Genomic DNA, 21,782 nt, shown 5'->3' with positions numbered 1-21,782 from the left:
GACGAGCGCGGTCGTCATTCAAGGAGACCCAATGGGTCGCGGATGCAGGACCCGAACACTGGGTCATCGTTGTCGAATGGGAGCGATTCCTGCTTCGCATCTGAGGCGAGGTCCTCGCCGGAGTACCCGGGTTCGACGAGCCCCGCCTCGACCAGACATGCCGCGATAATGGCGTCTTCATCGCTCGCATCGGGATTGCGGGCAAGATCGCGGCGCAGACTGCTGACCGCGTAGAAGTCCGGCGTGCACGCGTCCAGCGCTGCGTCCGAAGCGGCGTCCGGCTTCGGCATGTCTGGGAGCGCGATCGCGCCGTACGCATCGTCGAGCGTCACCCTCACTCCCCTGTCCTGCATGCAGCCGATAAACGCGTCGCTGGTCTCCGCCCATTCGGCGTCGGAGATCGCACCATCCTCGAGGATCGCTCGGACAACGTCACTGCCAGCTCGATATGTGTCCGCGAACTCCGACGCCCACGGTCCCGTGAACTCCGGCACGTCTCCGGCACTCCCGGCAACGATGTCTGACGGTCCGAAGTCTGCGGCGCACCCGTTCGACGCAAACAACATGAGCGCTGCGAATAGGGGGACGGTCCAAAGCCTACGCATTGCGGTAGGAGTAACCCGTCGCACCATCCCAACACAGCTGCTGTTTGGACCACTGCCCGGCGCGAGCGGGATTCCCGAGATGTGTACTCGACCCGAACGAAACGTGCACGATATTCAGGCACGTGGCGTTCTTCCCCGGCCACATGCTCAGATTGTCGACCCTGGAGGCAGCCTGCGCTGGAGCCGCAGCAGTCAGCGATACGCCCGTGACCAGAGCCGCCATCGCGACCAGACCGAACAGCTTCTTTTTCATCTCAACCCCCGTTGTTCCTGAAACGGCAGCCTGCTGAGATAGGCCGCCGGCTGCCCGCTTTCGAGCCAGGTCCAACATATCCAAAATATAAGATATGAGCAGTCGGCGTTTCGGGGGACGGGGTAAGGGTCAGCTCCCAGAAACCTCCCCGGCACGCGCGAGAAGTGCGCGTGCGTGCCTGAGGAGCGGCTCGTCGACCATGCGCCCGGCATGCCGGAAGGCGCCGATGCGGTCGGCGGCAGCCGCCAGTAGCTCCCTCGCCGCGCGCACTGCCTCGGGGTCCGGACGGTAAGCGGCCTGGACGATCGGGACCTGCGCGGGATGGATGCACGCCGTCGCGACGAAGCCGACCGCACTCGCATCCTCTGCCTCTACCGCGAGCGACGCTTGGTCATTGAGGTCGAGATGGACGGCATCGATCGCGGCGACACCGGCGGCCCCCGCTGCGAGCAGGACGTGCGATCGAGCGGCGCCCACGACGTCGCGGTAGCGTCCGTCAGCGCGCCTGCTGCTCGTGCCGCCGAGTGACGCCACCAGGTCCTCAGCGCCCCACATCACGGCGACGACCGAGTCGTGCGCGACGATCGATTCGGCGCGCACGACTCCGGCGGCCGTCTCGCACAGCGCGACGATCGCGACCCCCGGCAGGGCGCGGGCCAGGTCGTCGAGCTGCGCGACGCTCTCGGTCTTCGCGAGCATCACCGTTCGATAAGCCGTTGTCGCCACGGCGGCGACGTCGGCCGCGAAGTCCGGGCCATCCGCTGGATTCACCCGCACGATCGTCAGGAGCGGGTCCAACGGATGCTCCACCATCGCTACGCGACCGATCGCCTTGCGCGCCGCATCGACGGCGTCCTCGAGATCGAGGATGACGGCATCCGCACGCTCGGCCGCTTTCGCGAAGCGATCCGGACGGTCTGCTGGGACGAAGAGGATCGCCGGCCCCAGGTCGAACGCCGCGGCGCCGGTCACGATGCACCCGAGCACTGGACGAGCGTGCTCCTGGTCGCGGTCGCGACGACGACGCCGTCCTGGTTCCGACCCGTGTGGAGCAGGGTGACGACACCCTCGCCCGGCCTTGACGACGACAACCGTTTCGCCGTCACGAGCGTCTCGGCGTACAGCGTGTCGCCGTGGCGCATCGGGTTCGGGAAGGCGATGTCGGTGAAGCCCAGGTTCGCGACGATCGTCTGCTCGGTGAGCTGCGCGACCGACAGCCCCACGAGCGTCGAGAGGGTCAGCATCGAGTTCACGAGCCGTTCCCCGAAGGGCCCGGTCGCAGACCACGCGGCATCCACGTGCAGTGATTGCCCGTTCATCGTGAGGGTCGAGAACAGGACGTTGTCGGCTTCCGTGAGGGTGCGCCCGGGGCGATGGCGGTAGGTCGCACCCACCACGAACTCCTCGAAGTACAGACCTCGCTGCTCGATCACGGGGCCGGACGACGTCTCGGATGAGTCGGTCATCATGAGCTCACGACGCGAAGCCGAGTTCGCGGGCGATGATCATGAGCTGCACCTCAGTGGTGCCCTCACCGATCTCGAGGATCTTCGAGTCCCGGTAGTGCCGCGCCACCGGGTTCTCGTTGAGGAACCCGTAGCCGCCGAAGATCTGGGTCGCGTCACGGGCGTTGTCCATCGCGGCCTCCCCGGCGACCATCTTCGCGATGGAGGCCTCCATCTTGTAGGGCGCTCCCCGGAGCATGCGCGACGCGGCGTCGTAGTAGGCCTGCCTGGCGGTGTGGACCCGAGCCTGCATCTTCGCGATCCGGAAGGCGATCCACTGGTTGTCACCGATCGCCCGACCGAACACGACCCGCTCCTTGGCGTAGCGGATCGCCTCCTCGAGGCAGCCCTGGGCCGCTCCGACGGCGAGCGCGGCCACGGCGATCCGTCCACCGTCGAGCGCCGTGAGGAAGTTGGCGTACCCGCGCCCGCGTTCGCCGAGCAGGTTGCCCTCCGGCACGCGGACGTCCTCGAACCGCAGCGGGTGGGTGTCGGAGGTGTGCCACCCGACCTTGTCGTAGGGCGGTAGCGCGGTGAAGCCCGGCGTCGGGACCGGCACGAGGATCGACGACAACTCCTTCGTCACCCGGCCGTCGGATCGGACCCGCTCCCCCGTGACGGCCGTGACCGTCACGAGACTGGTGATCTCGCTCCCGGAGTTGGTGATGAACTGCTTCGTGCCGTTGATCACCCACTCACCGTCGACGAGCTCGGCGGTGGTCTCCGTCGCGCCTGCATCACTGCCGGCACGCGCCTCGGTGAGGCCGAACGCGGCGAGCGCCTGCCCGCTCGCGAGCTGCGGGATCCATTCCTCGCGCTGGGCGTCGGTGCCGTACAGGTAGATCGGCATGGCTCCGAGGCCGACGCCGGCCTCGAGGGTGACGCCGATGCTCTGGTCGACGCGTCCGAGCTGCTCGACGGCGAGGCAGAGCGCGAAGTAGTCCATCCCCCCGCCGCCGAGTTCCTTCGGGAACGGCAGCCCGAAGAGTCCCAGCTCCCCCATCTGCGCGATGATGTCGTACGGCAGACGCCGTTCCGTGTCGTACTGATAGGCGGCGGGCGCGACGACCTCGTCGGCGAACGCCTTGACCGTGTCGACGATCCGCTGGTGCTCGGGGCTGAGCTCGGTGTTCATGCTGATGCTCCGTTCGTGGGTGCTGCATCGGTTGGGGCTGCGTTGAGGTGTGCTGCGACGGGGTCTGCGGCGATCGTCGCGACCGACTGACGGGTGGCGACCGTGCCACCCGTGGCGACGTGGAGGGTGACCGTGCCGTCGGTCGTGGCGGTGAGGAGGTGCTCCATCTTCATCGCTTCGACGGTGACCAGCGGCTGACCGGCGGTGACGGCGTCGCCGCTCGTGACGTGCACGGCCGTGACGGTGCCGGGCATCGGCGTCCGCACCTCCGGATCGACCGCACCGGCCGCAGTCGGATCCCCGCCGGCTGGGAGCGCCCCACGCGGGACCACCTCGACCAGACTGATGGCACCGTCGAGCGCGATCCATCGTTCGTCCCCCACGCGGACGGTCTCCAAGGGGGTGCTGACACCGTCGTGCTCGAACCGCAGGGTGCCGTCCGACCGGCTGAGGACCGCGGCCCGGGTCGGTGCCGCGTCATCGACGGAGACGCTCGCGTCGTCGCTCGACCCACGCACCTCGATGCGGACGATGCGTCCGTCCTCACGACGCAGGTGCTGTCGCGTCGGTGCTGCCGCGCCGAGGCGCCACCCACCCGGATCCGACCACGGCGTCCCGAGTCCGACGGTCCGCGCTGCGGCCTCGGATCGCCGGTCGTCCGTTTCGGCGAGCGCCACTGCGGTCAGGACCCGCTCGGACGTCGCGGCGGACGGGCTGTCGTCGAGCAGGTCGGCGATGAGACCGGTGTGCAGTCGTCCCGCGACGACGTCCTCGTCGGCGAGGAGCCGCCGGAGGAAGCCGAGGTTCGTGCGGACACCGAAGACCACCGTCGCCGCGAGCGCTGCGTCGAGTCGCCGGAGCGCGGTCTCGCGATCGTCGGCCCAGCACACGATCTTCGCGAGCATGGGGTCGTACCAGGGGCCGACGAACTGCCCGGTGACGATGCCGCCGTCGACGCGGACGCCCGGCCCGTGCGGCAGACGCACCCGCTCGAGCACCCCGGTCTGGGGCAGGAAGCCGCTCGACGGGTCCTCCGCGTACAGCCGCGCCTCCACGGCGTGACCACGCAGGACGACGTCGTCCTGCGTCATCGTCAGCGGTTCCCCGGCGGCGACGCGCACCTGCCACTCCACGAGGTCGAGCCCCGTGACGAGCTCGGTGACCGGATGCTCCACCTGCAACCGCGTGTTCATCTCGAGGAAGGCGAACTCGTCGGGTCGGTCGTCGGCGACGAGGAACTCGACGGTCCCCACCCCTCGGTAGCCGACGCTCCGGGCGACCGTGCAGGCCGCCTCGCCGAGTCGCGCCCGCTGCCGGTCGTCGATGAGCGGCGACGGGGACTCCTCCACCACCTTCTGGTGCCGACGCTGGAGCGAGCACTCACGCTCCCCGAGGTGCACGACCGCACCGTGGGCGTCCGCGAGCACCTGCACCTCGATGTGCCGGGGTCTCGTGACGAACCGCTCGAGGAGGAGCGTGGCGTCGCCGAAGGCCGCCTCGGCCACCCGGTGCGCGGAGGCGATGGCCGATGGGAGCTCCTCGGCGCACTCCACCATCTGCATCCCCTTGCCGCCGCCACCACCCGCCGGCTTGACGATGAGCGGGAAGCCGATGGCGACGCCGGCACGGACGAGTGCGTCGTCGTCGAGCGAGGCGTCGGCGACGCCCTCGATGATCGGGACGCCTCGAGCCGCGACGTGCTCCTTCGCCCGGATCTTGTCGCCCATGAGGACCAGGGCGCGCTCGTCCGGTCCGATGAAGACGATCCCGGCAGCGGCGAGCGCCCTCGCGAGCGCGGGTTGTTCGGACAGGAAGCCGTAGCCCGGGTGCACCGCCTCGGCCCCGGTCGTGACGGCGGCTCGGACGACGGCGTCGACGTCGAGATAGCTGTCCGAGGCCGGCGCGGGTCCCAGACGGACGGCGCGGTCCGCGAGCCGGACATGCGGGGCGTCGCGGTCAGCGTCGCTGAAGACCGCGATGCTCTCGATGTCCATCGCTGTGAGCGTGCGGATCACGCGACAGGCGATCTCGCCGCGGTTCGCGATGAGGACGGAGCGGAAGCGACGCGCGGATGCGTGGCCCGGCCGGTTCGGTGTCTGGATCGTCATGCCGTCACATCCTGAAGAGGCCGAAGCCGGGTTCTGGCAGGGGCGCGCGGGAGCACACCTCGAGCGCGAGTCCGAGGACCGTGCGGGTCTGGGCGGGATCGATGATGCCGTCGTCCCAGAGCCGCGCGGTCGAGTAGTACGGGTTGCCCTGCTCCTCGAAGTCGGCGAGGATCGGCGCCCGGAAGTCATCCTCCGCCTGGGCGGTCCACACCTCACCGCGAGCCTCGAGCTGGTCGCGCTTGACGGTCGCGAGGACACTCGCCGCCTGTTGTCCCCCCATGACGGAGATGCGCGCGCCCGGCCACATCCAGAGGAACCGGGGATCGTAGGCGCGGCCGCACATGGAGTAGTTGCCGGCGCCGAACGAACCACCGATCACGACCGTCAGCTTCGGCACCCGAGTGGTCGCGACCGCGGTGACCATCTTCGCGCCGTGCTTGGCGATGCCTCCGGCCTCGGCGTCACTGCCGACCATGAAGCCCGAGATGTTCTGGAGGAACAGCAACGGGATGCCGCGCTGGTCGGCGAGCTCGATGAAGTGAGCGCCCTTCAGGGCCGACTCGCTGAAGAGCACGCCGTTGTTCGCGATGATGCCGACGGGGTGCCCGTGCAGCCTCGCGAACCCGGTCACGAGGGTGTCGCCGTACTCGCGTTTGAACTCCGAGAAGTCACTGCCGTCGACGAGCCGCGCGATCACCTCACGGACGTCGTAGGCCGTCTGCAGCTCCGCCGGCACGACGCCGTACAGCTCTGCCTCCGGGACGACCGGCGGCACACTGGGACGCACCTCCCACGCGCGCGGGTGGGCCGCCGGCAGCGTCGCGACCGCATCCCGGAGGATGTCGAGCGCGTGCGCGTCGTCGTCGGCGAGGTGGTCCGTGACCCCCGACACCCGGGCGTGGAGGTCGCCGCCGCCGAGTTGCTCCGGCGTCACGACCTCGCCGATCGCGGCCTTCACGAGCGGTGGACCGCCCAGGAAGATCGTGCCCTGACCGCGGACGATCACGTTCTCGTCGCTCATGGCGGGGACGTACGCGCCTCCGGCGGTGCAGGACCCGAGTACGGCGGCGAGTTGCGGGATGCCGGCCGCCGACATCCTGGCCTGGTTGAAGAAGATCCGACCGAAGTGGTCCCGATCCGGGAAGACTTCGTCCTGCGTCGGGAGGTTCGCTCCCCCGGAGTCGACGAGGTACAGGCAGGGCAGCCGGTTCGCGGCCGCGATCTCCTGGGCCCGGAGGTGCTTCTTCACCGTCATCGGGAAGTACGAGCCACCCTTCGCGGTCGCGTCGTTCGACACGACGAGCACGTGTCGTCCGTGGACGAGGCCGATCCCAGCGATGACCCCGGCGCCGGGAGTCGCGTCGTCGTACATGCCGTGCGCGGCCAAGGGCGCGATCTCGAGGAAGGGGCTCCCCTCGTCGAGCAGACGGTCGACCCGATCGCGCGGCAGCAGCTTCCCCCGGGCGACATGCCGCGCCCGCGACGCCTCCGGTCCGCCCAGGGCCGCGGTCGCCATCGTCTGCTCGAGCACCGTCACGAGCTCCCGCTGCGCCGCCTCCTGCTCGCGGAATCGGGCTGAGGTGGGATCGGCACCGCTCGTGAGGGTGGGCACTCGGGCTCCTGTCGTCGTCGACCGTGAGTGCATTCAGTTACTCACCACTCACTGAAAGAGAGGTTACAGTTCATTAACTGAAAAAGTCCACCCCGAGGAGATCCGATGACCGGTCGTGACACACCGTCCCCGAACCCGCCGCACCTCGGGCGCTCGGAGGCGAAAGCGGCACGTCGCTCCGCCCTCCTGCGGTCAGCGGCCGGGCTGTTCGCCGAGCGCGGCTTCGCCGGGGTGTCGATGGAGGACCTCGGAACGGCCGTCGGTATGAGCGGACCCGCCGTCTACCGCCACTTCCCGAGCAAGCAGGCCGTCCTCGCAGCACTCCTCGTCGGCGTCAGTCAGGATCTGCTGGACGGCGGGACCCGCGAGGTCGAGCAGGCTCCGGACAGCGATCGGGCACTGCGTTCGTTGGTCACCTTCCACGTGGCCTTCGCCCTCGACGACCCCGACGTGATCCGCATCCAGGACCACGACCTCGACAGCCTGGCACCGGACGACCGCCGCGCGGTCCGCACCCTCCAGCGGCGGTACGTCGAGCGGTGGGTGGACGTCCTCACGACGCTCCATCCCACGATCCCCGCGGCGGAACTGCGGGTCCGCGCGCTCGCGGGATTCGGACTGATCAACTCCACGTCCCACAGCACCTCCCTGGGCAGGAACGAGGCCGGGACACCCGACCGCGAGGCGGTGCGCTCGACGCTCGAGCGGATGGCACTGGCCGCCCTGCTCGCCGCGTGAGGACGCGGGACAGGTTCAGTCGACGAGCACGGACAGGACGTTCCCCGCTGGATCGGTGAACCAGGCGATGTCCGGGCCGTTCCCGCGCATGATCCCCTTCGCATCCGTCGGCAGGACGTCGTCGGGGTAGAGCTTCGTCACCACACCGCGGGCCTGCAGCTCGTCGACCGCCGTGTCGATGTCGTCGACCACGAGGTTCAGCACGGTGAATGAGGCTGGTGTGTGGTCAGGCTTCCCGTAGACGAGCACCGACCCGCCGGCGGGCAGCGCCACGTCCAGGAATCCCATGGCGTTGTCGGTGACCGTGAGACCGAGGACGTCCCGGTAGAACGCCCTCGCCGCGTCGATGTCGTCGACCGAGAACCCGCTGAAGACATCCGTGTAGGTGACCATGAGCCGCTCCTTTGTTGATTCCCGATGCGTACACGATGCACGATGCCACGTCGCGGCCGTCGCGTCCAGGCCCGAACGGCCGCCGGGGCCGGCGAGCGCGAGGGCCTGGACTCGACGATCACACCATCGTCAGGACCATCGCCGGATCGGAGAGCATCGTCCCGAGGTCGACGAGGAAACGGGACCCCTGCGCTCCGTCGATGAGCCGATGGTCGAACGACAGCGACAGCGTCACGACGTGTCGCAGCGCGACCTGCCCCTCGAACTCCCACGGCTGGCGACGGACGGCACCGAGCGCGATGATCGCCGCCTCACCGGGGTTCAGGATGGGCGTCCCCGCATCGACGCCGAAGACGCCGACGTTGGAGATCGTGATCGTCCCCCCTCGCAGTTCCGCCGGAGCGGTGCGTCCCTCGCGGGCCGTGCGCACGAGGTCCGCCACGGCGTCCGCGAGTTCGAACAGGCTGAGCTCCTCGGCCCGTGCGATGTTCGGGACGAGGAGTCCCCGCGGCGTCGCTGCCGCGATCCCGAGTCCGACGTGTCCGTACTCGACGATCTCCCCGGCACCCTCGTCCCAACTCGCGTTGACCGCAGGGGTGCGTCTGACGGCGATGCACACCGCTTTGGCGAGGACGGTCAGGATGTTGACCCGGTGGTCCCCGGTCCGAGGCGAGCGGGCGAGCGCGTCCAGCAGCGACATCGTCGGCGTCACATCGACCGTCAGGAACTCCGTGACGTGGGGAGCCGTGAACGCGCTGCTCACCATCGCCTCGGCGGTCCGGCGCCTGACCCCCGTGATCGGCCGACGCACCGACCCGTCGGCCGCCGTGGCCGGCGCCTCTGGGGTCCCGGCAGGTGCCGCTCCCGCTCCGCGAGCACGCTCCGGCAGCTGCCCACTCAGGCCGGTCGCGGCGCGCTCGACCTCCTCACGCGCGATCCGACCACCGACGCCGGTGCCGACGAGCGTTCCGAGGTCGACGCCCAGATCGCGCGCGAGTCGCCGGACCGGCGGTGTCGCGCGGGGCCGGGAACGCTCCGGCACCGGGGCGGTGTGCGCCGGGGCAGGTGTGTCATCGCCGGCGGACCGGGCACGACGCCGTGGCCGTTCACCGCTCGCCGTGCGAGGGCCGTAGCCGACGAGGACCGGCTCGCGGTCCGCCGCCCCACTCGGACGGTCGACCTCCGCTCGGTCGGCCTCGGGGACCGACGGGGGCGGAGCGGTCTCACCATCGGGCGCGAAGTCGACGAGCGCTTCGCCGACGAGGACCGTCGTCCCCGGTTCGACGTGGAGCCTCGTGACCACGCCGGCGGTCGGCGCGGGCAGTTCGACGAGCGCCTTCGCGGTCTCGACCTCGGCGATCACCTGGTTGAGCTCGACGTGGTCGCCGACGGCGACGCGCCAGGACACGAGTTCGCTCTCGGTCAGACCTTCACCGAGATCGGGTAGGGAGAACCGCTTCATCGCCGTCCCTCCCCACCGGTCACAGGCCGGGCATCGGCCCTGCCCACAGCGGAGGCCGAGGACCGACGCCCCAGCGCGCGATCCACCCCGTCCAGGATCCGGTCGAGGTCCGGGAGGAAGTGGTCCTCGAGCGCCGACGCGGGGTAGGGGGTGTCGAACCCCGTCACCCGCACCGGGGCCTCTTCGAGGAGGTCGAAGCAGCGTTCGGTGATCGAGGCCGCCAGCTCGGCTCCGACCCCTCCGGAGCGTTGCGCCTCGTGCGTGATGACGAGTCGCCCGGTCTTCTCGACCGAGGCGGCGACCGCGTCGACGTCCAAGGGGGCGAGGGATCGGAGGTCGATCACCTCCAGGTCGACACCCTCGTCGGCCGCAGCCTCCGCAGCCTCGAGCGCCGTTTGGACGAGCGGACCGTAGGCGACCAACGTCGCGTCCGTGCCGGCGCGAACGGTCCGCGCACGGGTGAACGCGAGCGGATCGGCGGGGAGGTCGTCGAGGACCTCACCCTTCGTCCAGTACCGCCGCTTCGGTTCGAAGAACAGCACCGGGTCGTCGCACGCGATCGCCTGACGGATCATGGTGTGCGCGTCCTGGGGGTCCGAGCACGTCACCACACGCAGTCCCGCCGTGTGCGCGAAGTACGCCTCGGGGGACTCGGAATGGTGCTCGACGGCGCCGATGCCTCCGCCGTACGGCACCCGGATGGTGACCGGCATCCGCACGGCCCCCTTCGTCCGGTAGTGCAGCTTCGCCAACTGCGCGACGATCTGGTCGAAGCCCGGATAGATGAACCCGTCGAACTGGATCTCGCAGACCGGGCGGAAGCCTCGGAACGCCAGACCGATCGCCGCTCCGATGATCGCCGACTCCGCCAGCGGCATGTCGACGACGCGATCGGCGCCGAACTCCGCCTGGAGGCCGTCGGTCACCCGGAACACCCCACCGAGCCTGCCGATGTCCTCGCCGAGCAACAGGACCCGGTCGTCATCGGCGAGGGCGTGGTGCAGTCCGGTGTTGATCGCCTTGCTGAGGGTGAGCGCGGTCATCTGGCACCGCCGTCGAACATCGCGAGGTACGAGCGGTACTCCTCGCGTTGCCGTTCGAGCCCGGGGTGGGCGGTGGCGTAGACCTCGTCGAAGAGCGAGAGCGGGTCAGGTGCGGGCAAGGCGAGGCACCCCGCACGGACCCGGGCGGCAGCCGAGTCGGCGACAGACGCGACGTGGGCTCGGGCCGTCTCGTCGAGGACCCCCTCGGACTCCAGCAGACGCTCGAGACGGGCGATCGGATCCTTTGCACGCCACGACGCGACCTCGCTCTCGTCCCGGTACCGCGTCGGATCGTCCGAGGTGGTGTGCGGTCCCATGCGGTAGGTGACGGCCTCGATGAAGGTCGGCCCACCACCGGAACGTGCGCGGTCGACGGCGATCCGCATCGCCGCCGTCACGGCGAGCACGTCGTTGCCGTCGACCCGCATGCTCGGCACCCCGAAGCCCGGTGCCCGGTCCGCGATGGGGCGCTGGGCCTGCAGCCCGACGGGCTCGGAGATCGCGTACTGGTTGTTCTGGCAGAAGAAGACCACGGGTGCCTGGAAGCTCGCGGCCAGCACCAGCGCCTCGTTCACGTCGCCCTGACTCGTCGCCCCGTCGCCGAAATAGGCCACGGCCACCGCGTCGGACCCGTCGCGCTGACAGCCCATCGCATAGCCCGTCGCATGGAGCGTCTGGGCACCGATGATGACCGCCGGCGTCGCCATGCCGACCGCGAACGGGTCCCAGCCCGACAGCGCGGTCCCCCGCCACATCGCCATCAGTTGGTCGAGTTCGACGCCACGGCAATAGGCGACGGCCTGTTCGCGGTAGCTCGTGAAGACGAAGTCCCCGCGCCGCAGGACCCGCGCAGACCCCACCTGGGCGGCCTCCTGCCCGAGCGACGGTGGCCACAGACCGATCTCGCCCTGCCGTTGCAGAGCCGTCGCCTCCGTGTCGATGCGACGCGTGACGACCATGTCCTCGTAGAGCGCGAGCAGCTCGGTGTGACCGAGGTCGGCGACGAAGAGGTCGTAGAGGGCGTCCTCCTGACGGACGCCGTCCGGATCGAGGAGCTGGACGCACCCGTGGTCGACCGAGACCGGTTCGCGTGCATCACCGCCCCGCTCGTCGGAATCCTGCGGGAATTGGGTGTGAGTCTCCATCGACACGATGCACGCCGCCTTGAGTTCGGTGACCTCACGGCGGTGCCTCGTGAGCGATGCCGTGCCCTCGCGTCATCGCGAGGTGGTCCGAGGCTACGCCGGATCACCCTGGCGCTCAACCGTCGACACTCCGCGCAACGGCGAACGCCCGCCCCGCAGAGGCGGGACGGGCGTTCGGGTGCAGCTTGAGGCTTAGCCTTCGGCCGGGGCCTGCTCTGGAGTCGCCTCCCGAGCAAACGACCGTTCGACCGAGATTTAGCCTTCGGCCGGGGCCTCAGGGCCCTCGCTGGCAGCGTCGCTGCCGTGCGTGTCGGCCTCATCGGCGACGACCGGAGCGAGCGAGAGCTTGCCGCGGTCGTCGATCTTCGTGATCTCGACGAGGATCTTCTGGCCGACGCCGAGCACGTCTTCGACGTTCTCCACACGCTTGCCACCGGCGAGCTTGCGGACCTCGGAGATGTGCAGCAGGCCGTCCTTGCCCGGGAGCAGCGAGACGAACGCGCCGAACGCGGCGATCTTGACGACGGTTCCGAGGAACTGCTCGCCGACCTCCGGGTTGGTGGGGTTCGCGATCGCGTTGACCTGGGCACGAGCGGCCTCGGCCGACGGACCGTCGACGGCGCCGATGTAGACGGTGCCGTCCTCCTCGATGGAGATGTCGGCGCCGGTCTCGTCCTGGATCGAGTTGATCGTCTTGCCCTTCGGGCCGATCAGCTCGCCGATCTTGTCGACGGGGATCTGGACGCTGATGACGCGAGGTGCGGTCGGCGCCATCTCGTCAGGAGCGTCGATCGCCGCGTTCAGCACGGAGAGGATCGTCGTGCGGGCGTCCTTGGCCTGCTGGAGCGCACCGGTCAGGACCGAGGTCGGGATGCCGTCGAGCTTCGTGTCGAGCTGGATGGCCGTGACGAACTCGGAGGTACCGGCGACCTTGAAGTCCATGTCGCCCAGGGCGTCTTCGGCGCCGAGGATGTCGGTGAGCGCCGCGTAGCGGGTCTCGCCGTCGACGACGTCGGAGATGAGGCCCATGGCGATACCGGCGACGGGTGCGCGGAGCGGCACACCGGCGTTCAGCAGCGACAGGGTCGAGGCGCAGACGGAACCCATCGAGGTCGAACCGTTGGACCCGAGGGCCTCGGAGACCTGACGGATCGCGTAGGGGAACTCCTCGCGGCTCGGCAGCACCGGCACGAGTGCGCGCTCGGCGAGGAAGCCGTGCCCGATCTCGCGACGCTTCGGCGAACCGACCCGGCCGGTCTCACCGGTCGAGTAGGGCGGGAAGTTGTAGTGGTGCAGGTAGCGCTTCTTCGTGACGGGCGACAGCGAGTCGATCTGCTGCTCCATCTTGAGCATGTTCAGCGTGGTGACACCCAGGATCTGGGTCTCGCCGCGCTGGAAGATCGCGGAACCGTGGACGCGCGGGATGACCTGCACCTCGGCGTCGAGCGGACGGATGTCGGTCAGGCCACGGCCGTCGATGCGGATGCCCTCGCGGAGGACACGACCGCGCATGACGACCTTCGAGACGGACTTGTAGGCCGCCGAGAACTGGGTGAGCACTTCGGCGTCGAGCGAACCGGCCTCGACGCGCTCGGTGATCTCAGCCTTGACGCGGTCCTTGAGGGCGTCGTCGGCGTTCTGGCGCTCGATCTTGTCGGCGATCTGGTAGACGTTCACCAGTTCGTCGTGTGCGAGACCGGCGACGGCGTCGTAGCTCTCCTGCGTGTACGGGAGGAACACGGGGTAGGCCGCGATCTCCTTGGCCGCCTGAGCGGCGAGTTCGCTCTGCGCCTTGACGAGCTGCTTGAGGAACGGCTTGGAGGCCTCGAGACCGGCAGCCACGACCGCCTCGTCGGGCTTCGTGGCGCCGCCCTTGATGAGGTTCCAGCTGTTCTCGGTGGCTTCCGCCTCGACCATCATGATCGCGACGTCTTCGTTGCCGTTGGCGTCGGTCACGATGCGACCGGCGACGATGATGTCGAAGACGGCCTCCTCGAGCTGGTCGACCTTCGGGAAGGCGACCCACTGGTCGGCCTCGCCGGCCTGGCCGGGGATCAGCGCGAGACGGACGGCGCCGATCGGACCGGAGAACGGCAGACCCGAGATCTGGGTGGACATCGACGCCGCGTTGATCGCGAGGGCGTCGTAGAACTCACCCGGAGCGATCGAGAGGACGGTGATGACGATCTGGACCTCGTTGCGGAGGCCGGTGACGAACGACGGGCGCAGCGGCCGGTCGATGAGGCGGCAGACGAGGATCGCCTCGGTCGAGGGGCGGCCCTCACGACGGAAGAACGAACCGGGGATCTTGCCGGCGGCGTAGGAGCGCTCCTCGACGTCCACCGTGAGGGGGAAGAAGTCGAAGTTGTCCTTGGGGTGCTTTCCGGCCGAGGTGGCCGAGAGGAGCATGGTCTCCTCGTCGAGGTACGCGGCGATCGCGCCCTGTGCCTGCTGCGCGAGGCGGCCGGCTTCGAACCGGACCGTGCGCTTGCCGAACTTGCCGTTGTCGAGAACGGCCTCGGCGAACTTGATTTCTGGACCTTCCACAGGTCTCTCCTTCGTACGTGTGCGCTCCCGTCGAGTGACGGGCCGCGCGTCCCGAATGGACGCGCCGTCGAGCGCGGTCGTGCATGATGCAGCGCGCAACACAGCCGCAGTACTTGCTCAAGCCGCCCGGTCTTCCGGGACTTGGCTGGCCACCAGTAGAACACCACCCGCGGATCGCGAGGGATACACCACCGAGGACCAGCTTCCTGTCGGCTGGCTGTGCGCGGAGCGGACCATCACGGTCCGCCGTCGGTCAGCCTAGCAGAGGGGGGTTCGGCGATCCCCGGAACGACACGGATCCTCAGGTGATGGGCGGGGTGCCAGGGGCGTCGGGAGACGCCGCGCGCCGGCGGTCGCGTCCCCACGACACGAGCAGGAGGACCATCGCGACGGCCGCTCCGAGGAGGGTGTCGAGCACGCGCTCCCCCACGATCGCGAGCACCGGTTGCGTCGACGAGGACGTGCTGATGATGAGCACGAGCGGCGTGATGAAGACGAGCGCCAACGCGTAGTGCCGGATGACGACGAGCTCGATCGTAAACTGCAGGGCGGCCAGCACGAGCGCGAGGGTGTAGCCGTGCGGCTGGAGCGAGGCCACGGCGAGGAAGATCCCGGCGCCGACGACCGTCCCGAGCACGCGGTGCACGCCGCGTGTCGCGCTCAGGGTGCGCGAGTGCCCGACGCTGAGGATCGCGACGGCGGACCCGGCGATCCAGTACCCGTGACCGAGGCCGAGGACCGCTCCGAGGACCGCACTGATCGCGAGCGCGACCGTGAGGCGTTTCGCAATCCGGCGGTCGGTCGCGCTCAGCCGGTACTCGGGGAACAGCACCCGCATCGGCGTCGGCTTCCCCGCGCCGCGGCGGACCGCCGGCACGAGCAACGGCGCGACGACCACCAGCGAGGCGAAGGCGGAACCGGCCGCCACGAGCAGGATGACCAGTCCGCCGTCGAGCCCGGCGCCGCCGATCGGGACGGGCGCGGTCAGGTGGCCGGCGATGCCGAACACGAGGATGAAGAACAGCGCGCCCGGAGGGCCGAGGACGATGCCCTGCACCAGCCAGATCACCACCGACCCGACGACGATGAGGCCGATCGCGGTCAGCGGCCGAGAACCCGACATCGCGACACCCAGCGCCGCGGCCGTGACGAGTCCTGCTCCGATGAGCGGCAGCACCCGCAGACGGTCCCGGCGGCTGAGCGGCGCGCAGTAGAGCGCGGTGAACGCCCCGAGGCCGGTGAGCAGGCCGAGCGGCGTGAGTCCGAAGAACGTCGCGACCGCGACCGGCACGGCCATCGCGATCGCAGCCGTGAGGGCGGCCGGCCAGCGCTTGGGCGACGGCGCGAAGCTGATCAGCGAGGTCTTCAGACCGCGTTCAGCCATCCGGTCCTCCGCTCTCGTGCAACCATCCAACGCTACGCCATCCTGAGCCCGGCGCCCGGGCCCCGTCATCGCGCGGGCCGCCCCGGGCTACGCTGGTGCGAACCCCAGGAGGTGACGTTGACGCATCCCGCGCCGGCAGCCGCTCGCCCGAAGCAGCGGGTCCCGTTCTGGGACAACGCCCGTTTCGCGTGCATCACGCTCGTGGTCATGGGCCATGCGATCCAGCGCCTGACCTCCGAGTCCGACCCCGCGCTCGTCGTGTACCTGTTCCTCTACGCCTTCCACATGCCGGCGTTCGCGATCATCAGCGGGTACTTCTCGAAGTCGGCCCCTCCCGGACGACGACAGATGCGTCGGGTGATCACGGACATCCTCCTGCCCTACCTGATCATGGAGGGGATCTGGTCCCTCGTGCAGTTCCTCGTCGAGGGCAAGCGCGCGTTCAACCCGACCCAACCGTCGTGGACCCTCTGGTTCCTCCTCGCGCTCGGCATCTTCCGCCTCGTCCTGCCCTATCTCGCGCTCCTGCGCTGGCCGCTGCTCTGGAGCGTGGTGATCTCGATCGGCGTCGGCTACCTCGACAACGTCGACAGCACGTTCTCGCTCTCGCGCGCACTCGGGATCCTCCCGTTCTTCGTGCTCGGGTGGCAGATCAACCGGTGGCGGCTCGTGGACCGCTGGCGTCTCGTCCGCACGGGGGCCTGGTGGATCCGCATCGCCGCCGCCGCCGTCCTCATCGTGTGGGCGGTCGTCCTCGTCGTCGGGATCGACCTGTGGCGGCGCATCGACCTGCGCTACTGGTTCTTCTACGACCGGGGGTACACCGCGCTCGGCAACGAGGACGGGACGGGCGGCCTGGTGCGACTCGCGGCGATCCTGCTGGCCGTCGTCCTCACCGCGGCGTTCTTCGTGCTCGTCCCCCGCGGCCAGTCGTGGATCACCCGGTATGGCCAGTCGACGATGTACGTCTACCTGCTGCACTCCTTCGTGCTCTACCCCCTGCGTGAGTCGGGCGTCCTCTCCGACACGGGCAACCCGGAGCTCGTGCTCGTCGGCCTGCTGGTGCTGTCGGTCCTGATCGTCATCGTGCTCTCCAGCGGACCCGTGCGGCGCATCACGAGACCACTCATCGAACCCCGGGCGGCGTTCATCTTCAGCCGCAAGCGGGCCTTCGACCCGGAGCCCCCGCGGAGCGACCCGACCGGGTCGCGCCGCGACATCACGAGGTGACGAGGACGACCTTCCCACGGACGTGACCGTCGATGAGGTGACGGTAGGCGTCGACGACCCGCTCGATGGGCCACACGCTGTCGATGGGGAGGACGATCTCACCACGCGCGATCGACTCGCCGAGCGCGGCCAGCTCGTCGAGCGTCGCGTCCTGTCCGCCGACGCCCCGGAACCCGTGCTCGGCGGCGAACGGTCGGTCCGCGATCGTGTTGACCCGCTCCGGCGCGACGCCGAGGTCGCGCGCCAGCTCGAGGGTCGGCCGGCCGTGGGTGTCGATGACGGCGGTGATCCCGCCAGGGGCCACCTCGAGGACACGCTCGCGCAGCCCGTCGCCATACTGGACGGGGATGATGCCGAGACCGCGGAGGAACTCCTGATTGGCGGCGCCGGCGGTGCCGAGCACGACCGCGCCCGTCCGCCTGGCGAGCTGTGCCGCGAGCACGCCGACCCCGCCGGCCGCAGCACTCACGAGCACCGTGTCCGGCTGCTGGACGCCGACGGCTGCGACCGACGCGATCGCCGCGCGTCCCGCGATGTCGAGGGCGCCGGCCTGCTCGATGGTGAGCCCGTCCGGCACATGATGGAGGATGCCGGCCGGAGCGATGAGGAAGTCCGCCTGCGCGTGGAACCGGTGTCCGCCGTACACGTGGTCGCCCGTCGCGAATCCCTGGACACCGCTCCCCACGCCGTCCACCACCCCGGCGAAGTCGTTGCCGTTCCCGCTCGGGACGTCCCGTCCGAAGGAGGCGAGCGCTTCGGGTGATGCCGCGAGCTTGTGGTCGACGGGGTTGAGCCCTGCGACGAGGACACGGACTCGGACCTCGTCGTGGCCGGGCACCGGGATGTCGCCCTCGACGAGGTGGAACACCTCGGGACCACCGAACCGGTCGAACCGCACGAACCTCGCCATGATGCCTCCTCCGCCGGCTTCCGCCGACCTCCATGCTCACACGCTTCCCGGGCGAGGACCACCCTGGCCGCAGGGGACGTCACGCGCCGTTCACCCGGCCGAGCGAGAATCACGGGCATGGCATGGGTCGATGAGCTGCAGACGGCGATCACGGCGTGGTTGCTCGAGATCGCCGCGTCGGGCTGGGTGTTCCCGGCGCTGTACCTGCTGACGGTCGCCGACGCCTTCCTGGTCGTCCTGCCGAGCGAGACCGCGGTGACGGCGCTCGGAGCGATCTCGGCGTCGAGCGGCTCGCCGGACCTCGCCCTCCTCATCGGCGTGGCCTGGGCGGGCGCCGTGACCGGCGACGTGTCCTGCTACCTCCTCGGACGACGGATCGGGACCACACGGTTCGCCTGGATGCGGCGCCCGCGGGTCGCGGGCGCGATCGGACGTGCGGGCGTCGCGCTCGAGCGCCGCGCCGCTGCAGCCATCCTCACCGCGCGCTACATCCCGTTCGCGCGCATCGCGGTCAACCTCGTCGCAGGGGCGAGTGGGCTCCGCCCCCGTCGGTATCTTCCGATCACCGTCCTCGCAGGGCTCGCCTGGGCACTGTGGAACGTGGGCGTCGGAGCCGTCGTCGGCCGGTTCCTCCCGGATCAGCCGGTACTCGCGACCGCCGTCTCGATCGTCGTCGCCGTCGGCCTGGGCGTGACCGTCGACCGCATCAGCGCAGCCTTGGCCGCACGACGGCGACGGACACTGGCGTCACTCGACGAGCTCGCCCCGCGCCTTCTTGCCGACGATGGAGTGCCGGCGGCTGTAGGCGAAGTAGATGATGAAGCCGAGCGCCAGCCAGACGAGGAACCGCACCCAGGTGAGCGTCGTCAGGTTGAGCATGAGCCAGACGCAGAGCACCGCTGAGAGGATCGGGAGGAACGGCGACCACGGGACGCGGAACGCGCGTGGCAGCTTCGGGTACTTCTTCCGCAGCACGATCACCGCGATGCTGACGAGCACGAACGCGGAGAGCGTCCCGATGTTGATCATCTCTTCGAGGATGCCCACGTCGGTCAGGCCGGCGATCAGCGCGACGAGCGCGCCGACGATGAGCTGCACCCGCACGGGTGTCTTGCGCTTCTCGGAGGTGACGCTGAGCGAGCGCGGAAGCAGGCCGTCGCGGCTCATGGCGAAGACCACGCGGGCGAGGCCGAGCAGGAGCACCATGATGACGGTCGTCAGGCCGGCGAGGATGCCGATCGAGATCACCTGCGCCGCCCAGTCCGCGCCCACCGCGATGAACGCCGTCGCGAGTGAGGGGTCCTCAGCCTCGGCGAGCGTCGTGTACGGCACCATGCCGGTGAGGACGAGACTCACGCCGACGTAGAGGACGGTCACGATGGCGAGGCCACCGAAGATGCCGCGCGGCAGGTTGCGCTGCGGGTTCTTGACCTCTTCCGCGCTCGTGGCGACGACGTCGAACCCGATGAATGCGAAGAAGACGAGTGAGGCACCGGCGAGCAGACCGAAGACGCCGTACTGCGCGGGCGCTGCCCCCGTCATGAAGGAGAACAGCGACTGCGACCAGGCGTCGGACGCCCCGCCCTTCGTCGGGACCTCGTCGGGGATGAACGGCGTGTAGTTCGCGGCCTTGACGAAGAAGGCGCCGACGACGATCACGAAGATGACGATCGCGACCTTGATGATCGTGAAGACGCTCGCGACACGCGAGGACAGCTTCGTCCCGAGGACGAGCAGGGTGGTGAAGATCGCGACGATGACGAACGCGCCCCAGCTGACCTTGAGCCCGAAGACGTCGAGCTCGCTCGGCACGTCCCAGCCCCAGAGCAGGAAGACGTTGCTGAGGTAGATGCCCCAGTACTTGGCGATGACGGCGGCCGCCGTGAGCATCTCCAGGATGAGGTCCCATCCGATGATCCACGCGAGGAGCTCACCGAGGGTGGCGTAGGTGAAGGTGTAGGCGGAGCCGGCGACGGGCACCGTGGAGGCGAACTCCGCGTAGCACATGATGGCGAGGGCACAGGTGACGGCCGCGAGGATGAACGCGAGCGACACGGACGGGCCCGCGTAGTTGCCCGCGGCCTTGGCGCCCACGGAGAAGATGCCGGCGCCGACCGCCACCGCGACACCCATGATCATGAGGTCCCAGGTGCCGAGGGTGCGCTTCAGACTGCGCCCTTCGACGCTGGAATCCGCGAGGGAGTCCTCGATGCTCTTCGTCCGCCAGATGCTCATGGTGCTCCTTGCCGTGGTGCGGTACCTCGTGGCCTCGCTCGAAGCCGACTCTCGACCTTGCCAGATGAGCAGGCTGAGGTCGAGTCGCAGGCGGGATGTTCTCCGGCTGCAGCGTTCCTGATCGAACACGGACGGGCCGCCATCCCGGAGGATGACGGCCCGTCACGAAGAAGCTCGCGGTGTCAGCGCCCTTCGACAGGCTCAGGGACCGTGGGTCGCGTGAGCTGGCGGAGGGTTCAGAGTGCTGCCTAGCGGCGGAGTCCGAGGCGCTCGATCAGCGAGCGGTAGCGCTCGATGTCGACGGCCTGGAGGTAGCCGAGGAGGCGGCGACGCTGTCCGACCAGGAGCAGCAGGCCACGACGCGAGTGGTGGTCGTGCTTGTGCTCCTTGAGGTGCTCGGTGAGGTCCTTGATGCGGCGGGTCATGACCGCCACCTGGACCTCGGGGGATCCGGTGTCACCTGGGTGGGTTGCGTACTCTTCGATGATCGCCTTCTTACGGTCTCCTTCAAGCGCCATAGTGGTGATCCCCTCTCTGTTCGTTGCGCGGTGCCCGTCGCCTGATGCGTGGGCTCTCTTGATCCGCGGCCGTTCGACGGCAACCTTGTGATTCTAGCAGGTTCAGAGCGTGGGAGGTTCGCGGTGCGTCGAGCGTCGCTTCGTGTTGGCCCGTTCCTCCGCTTCGCTGGCTGCGACCCGGCGTCGGCGACGCAGCACGAGGATGAGGGCGAGCGCGATGAGGTCCAGGATCAGGAAGGCGAGGAGCAGCCAGACCCAGAGCGGCGGTCCGGCACCGGCGTTCGGCGCGGGTTCAGCGGCCGCCTCCGCCGCCTCGGCGGTCGTCGTGGAGTCGTAGACGAGCCGGACCGGGTCGCCGAGCGTGGCCCCGCCGTCGGCGTTCGTCGACACGAGGGCGAGGGTGATGTCGTACTCCCCCGCGTCCGCTCCGCGAAGCCACTGGGTCATGTTGATCCTGGTGGACCATCCGCCGTCGCTCCCGATCTCGATCGGCTGCCCGTCGAAGCGGAACTCGGTCGCCCCCGTCCCGCCGGTGGACTGCAGGTCGCACGACGCATCATCGGCCGTGGAGCTGCTGAAGCAGGCCTTCGCCGAGTCGTAGAGGTCGATCGAGCGCCAGTAGGACAGCACGACGTCGGCACCCGGGTCGGCGGTGCCGGTGACGTCGAATCCGCTGACCTGCTCGCCGTCCAGGGTGTAGTCGACGCGGTAGACGGTGTCGCCGTCGGTCGGGCTCTCGATCGTGCCGGTGCCGGCGGCCGACGCGGGAGCGGATGCGGCGAGCGGCAGGACGACGGATCCGGCGCCGATCGACACCGCCACCACGGCGAGCGCCGCGGTACGAGCGGCACGCTGCAGCAGCGAACCGAGTCGACGCGCTCCGGGGATCACCTGGCCACCACTCCCTCCGGCGACGCCGGACGGCGACGCACGCCACCAGTATCCCAAAGACCGGGGCG

At 69.5% G+C, this 21,782-nt stretch carries 19 protein-coding genes and 1 pseudogene; 3 read left to right on the top strand and 17 right to left on the bottom strand.

Annotated features, from left to right (window positions below):
- Positions 1-14: 14 nt before the first annotated feature.
- The 7 genes from ACQG07_RS13675 to ACQG07_RS13645 all read right to left on the bottom strand — a co-directional run bounded on the left by ACQG07_RS13675 (position 15) and on the right by ACQG07_RS13645 (position 7,251).
- A complete protein-coding gene (locus tag ACQG07_RS13675) occupies positions 15-566 on the bottom strand; it encodes a hypothetical protein (RefSeq protein ID WP_274500906.1) in 552 nt (183 codons plus the stop codon).
- A gap of 31 nt (positions 567-597) precedes the next feature.
- Positions 598-858 carry a hypothetical protein gene (locus tag ACQG07_RS13670; protein ID WP_426738538.1) on the bottom strand — a complete coding sequence of 87 codons (261 nt, stop codon included), beginning with the start codon at positions 856-858 and terminating at the stop codon, positions 598-600.
- 129 nt (positions 859-987) lie between these two features.
- The gene (locus ACQG07_RS13665; RefSeq protein WP_426738537.1) at positions 988-1,845 is read right to left on the bottom strand and encodes an HpcH/HpaI aldolase/citrate lyase family protein; all 858 of its coding nucleotides are present in this window, start codon (positions 1,843-1,845) and stop codon (positions 988-990) included.
- Positions 1,827-2,324 carry a MaoC family dehydratase gene (locus ACQG07_RS13660; RefSeq protein ID WP_137243786.1) on the bottom strand — a complete coding sequence of 166 codons (498 nt, stop codon included), beginning with the start codon at positions 2,322-2,324 and terminating at the stop codon, positions 1,827-1,829. Before ACQG07_RS13660 ends, ACQG07_RS13665 begins: the two co-directional genes overlap by 19 nt.
- 7 nt (positions 2,325-2,331) lie before the next feature.
- On the bottom strand, positions 2,332-3,498 hold the full coding sequence (locus ACQG07_RS13655) for an acyl-CoA dehydrogenase family protein (protein ID WP_159879087.1): 1,167 nt from the start codon (positions 3,496-3,498) through the stop codon (positions 2,332-2,334).
- On the bottom strand, positions 3,495-5,606 hold the full coding sequence (locus ACQG07_RS13650) for an acetyl/propionyl/methylcrotonyl-CoA carboxylase subunit alpha (RefSeq protein WP_426738536.1): 2,112 nt from the start codon (positions 5,604-5,606) through the stop codon (positions 3,495-3,497). Before ACQG07_RS13650 ends, ACQG07_RS13655 begins: the two co-directional genes overlap by 4 nt.
- Positions 5,607-5,610: 4 nt before the next feature.
- Entirely contained in the window at positions 5,611-7,251 is a 1,641-nt protein-coding gene (locus ACQG07_RS13645; protein ID WP_426738535.1) for a carboxyl transferase domain-containing protein, read from the bottom strand.
- A gap of 72 nt (positions 7,252-7,323) precedes the next feature.
- Between ACQG07_RS13645 and ACQG07_RS13640 the strand changes: the two genes are divergently transcribed.
- Positions 7,324-7,956, top strand: a complete 633-nt coding sequence (locus tag ACQG07_RS13640) for a TetR/AcrR family transcriptional regulator (RefSeq protein WP_124769531.1) — start codon at positions 7,324-7,326, stop codon at positions 7,954-7,956.
- Positions 7,957-7,971: 15 nt separating this feature from the next.
- Here ACQG07_RS13640 and ACQG07_RS13635 read toward each other — a convergent pair whose 3' ends face one another.
- From ACQG07_RS13635 to ACQG07_RS13610, 6 genes are all read right to left on the bottom strand, one after another.
- Complete coding sequence (locus ACQG07_RS13635; RefSeq protein ID WP_086473891.1) at positions 7,972-8,349, bottom strand: VOC family protein; 378 nt, start codon at positions 8,347-8,349, stop codon at positions 7,972-7,974.
- 118 nt (positions 8,350-8,467) lie between these two features.
- A complete protein-coding gene (locus ACQG07_RS13630; RefSeq protein WP_274500897.1) occupies positions 8,468-9,811 on the bottom strand; it encodes a dihydrolipoamide acetyltransferase family protein in 1,344 nt (447 codons plus the stop codon).
- Positions 9,808-10,854: an alpha-ketoacid dehydrogenase subunit beta gene (locus ACQG07_RS13625; protein WP_192006578.1), complete on the bottom strand. Its 1,047-nt coding sequence runs from the start codon at positions 10,852-10,854 to the stop codon at positions 9,808-9,810. Before ACQG07_RS13625 ends, ACQG07_RS13630 begins: the two co-directional genes overlap by 4 nt.
- Positions 10,851-11,999, bottom strand: a complete 1,149-nt coding sequence (gene pdhA / locus ACQG07_RS13620; RefSeq protein WP_274500895.1) for a pyruvate dehydrogenase (acetyl-transferring) E1 component subunit alpha — start codon at positions 11,997-11,999, stop codon at positions 10,851-10,853. Before pdhA ends, ACQG07_RS13625 begins: the two co-directional genes overlap by 4 nt.
- 255 nt (positions 12,000-12,254) lie before the next feature.
- A complete protein-coding gene (locus ACQG07_RS13615; protein ID WP_079707114.1) occupies positions 12,255-14,546 on the bottom strand; it encodes a polyribonucleotide nucleotidyltransferase in 2,292 nt (763 codons plus the stop codon).
- A 301-nt stretch (positions 14,547-14,847) separates the two neighbouring features.
- The gene (locus ACQG07_RS13610; protein WP_426738534.1) at positions 14,848-15,930 is read right to left on the bottom strand and encodes an FUSC family protein; all 1,083 of its coding nucleotides are present in this window, start codon (positions 15,928-15,930) and stop codon (positions 14,848-14,850) included.
- Positions 15,931-16,047: 117 nt separating this feature from the next.
- On the opposite strand from ACQG07_RS13610, the gene ACQG07_RS13605 reads away from it, so the two are divergent.
- A complete protein-coding gene (locus ACQG07_RS13605) occupies positions 16,048-17,160 on the top strand; it encodes an acyltransferase family protein (protein WP_426738533.1) in 1,113 nt (370 codons plus the stop codon).
- Here the strand turns inward: ACQG07_RS13605 and ACQG07_RS13600 are convergent.
- The gene (locus tag ACQG07_RS13600) at positions 17,150-18,070 is read right to left on the bottom strand and encodes an NADP-dependent oxidoreductase (RefSeq protein WP_426738532.1); all 921 of its coding nucleotides are present in this window, start codon (positions 18,068-18,070) and stop codon (positions 17,150-17,152) included. The genes ACQG07_RS13605 and ACQG07_RS13600 overlap by 11 nt on opposite strands.
- A 117-nt stretch (positions 18,071-18,187) precedes the next feature.
- Here ACQG07_RS13600 and ACQG07_RS13595 point away from each other — a divergent pair.
- Positions 18,188-18,673, top strand: a pseudogene (locus ACQG07_RS13595) (DedA family protein); the annotation flags it as partial.
- 144 nt (positions 18,674-18,817) lie between these two features.
- Here ACQG07_RS13595 and ACQG07_RS13590 read toward each other — a convergent pair.
- The 3 genes from ACQG07_RS13590 to ACQG07_RS13580 form a co-directional block, all read right to left on the bottom strand.
- The gene (locus tag ACQG07_RS13590; RefSeq protein ID WP_071262327.1) at positions 18,818-20,305 is read right to left on the bottom strand and encodes an amino acid permease; all 1,488 of its coding nucleotides are present in this window, start codon (positions 20,303-20,305) and stop codon (positions 18,818-18,820) included.
- A gap of 248 nt (positions 20,306-20,553) precedes the next feature.
- Positions 20,554-20,823: a 30S ribosomal protein S15 gene (gene rpsO / locus ACQG07_RS13585; protein WP_056012204.1), complete on the bottom strand. Its 270-nt coding sequence runs from the start codon at positions 20,821-20,823 to the stop codon at positions 20,554-20,556.
- Between the two features lie 102 nt (positions 20,824-20,925).
- Complete coding sequence (locus tag ACQG07_RS13580; RefSeq protein ID WP_426738531.1) at positions 20,926-21,714, bottom strand: hypothetical protein; 789 nt, start codon at positions 21,712-21,714, stop codon at positions 20,926-20,928.
- Between the last annotated feature and the right edge of the window lie 68 nt (positions 21,715-21,782).

This window comes from Plantibacter sp. 2H11-2, assembly GCF_050031945.1.
Classification (GTDB): Bacteria; Actinomycetota; Actinomycetes; order Actinomycetales; family Microbacteriaceae; genus Plantibacter; species Plantibacter auratus.
The sequence above is the reverse complement of the archived record's forward strand: the minus strand, read 5'-3'. Positions and strand labels throughout refer to the sequence as shown.

Coding starts and splice junctions, on each gene's coding strand:
- rpsO (WP_056012204.1), bottom strand. CDS start 20,823: ATGGCGCTTGAAGGAGACCGTAAGAAGGCGATCATCGAAGAGTACGCA.
- ACQG07_RS13645 (WP_426738535.1), bottom strand. CDS start 7,251: ATGCACTCACGGTCGACGACGACAGGAGCCCGAGTGCCCACCCTCACG.
- ACQG07_RS13590 (WP_071262327.1), bottom strand. CDS start 20,305: ATGAGCATCTGGCGGACGAAGAGCATCGAGGACTCCCTCGCGGATTCC.
- pdhA (WP_274500895.1), bottom strand. CDS start 11,999: ATGGAGACTCACACCCAATTCCCGCAGGATTCCGACGAGCGGGGCGGT.
- ACQG07_RS13660 (WP_137243786.1), bottom strand. CDS start 2,324: ATGACCGACTCATCCGAGACGTCGTCCGGCCCCGTGATCGAGCAGCGA.
- ACQG07_RS13610 (WP_426738534.1), bottom strand. CDS start 15,930: ATGGCTGAACGCGGTCTGAAGACCTCGCTGATCAGCTTCGCGCCGTCG.
- ACQG07_RS13630 (WP_274500897.1), bottom strand. CDS start 9,811: ATGAAGCGGTTCTCCCTACCCGATCTCGGTGAAGGTCTGACCGAGAGC.
- ACQG07_RS13675 (WP_274500906.1), bottom strand. CDS start 566: ATGTTGTTTGCGTCGAACGGGTGCGCCGCAGACTTCGGACCGTCAGAC.
- ACQG07_RS13650 (WP_426738536.1), bottom strand. CDS start 5,606: ATGACGATCCAGACACCGAACCGGCCGGGCCACGCATCCGCGCGTCGC.
- ACQG07_RS13635 (WP_086473891.1), bottom strand. CDS start 8,349: ATGGTCACCTACACGGATGTCTTCAGCGGGTTCTCGGTCGACGACATC.
- ACQG07_RS13600 (WP_426738532.1), bottom strand. CDS start 18,070: ATGGCGAGGTTCGTGCGGTTCGACCGGTTCGGTGGTCCCGAGGTGTTC.
- ACQG07_RS13655 (WP_159879087.1), bottom strand. CDS start 3,498: ATGAACACCGAGCTCAGCCCCGAGCACCAGCGGATCGTCGACACGGTC.
- ACQG07_RS13670 (WP_426738538.1), bottom strand. CDS start 858: ATGAAAAAGAAGCTGTTCGGTCTGGTCGCGATGGCGGCTCTGGTCACG.
- ACQG07_RS13625 (WP_192006578.1), bottom strand. CDS start 10,854: ATGACCGCGCTCACCCTCAGCAAGGCGATCAACACCGGACTGCACCAC.
- ACQG07_RS13640 (WP_124769531.1), top strand. CDS start 7,324: ATGACCGGTCGTGACACACCGTCCCCGAACCCGCCGCACCTCGGGCGC.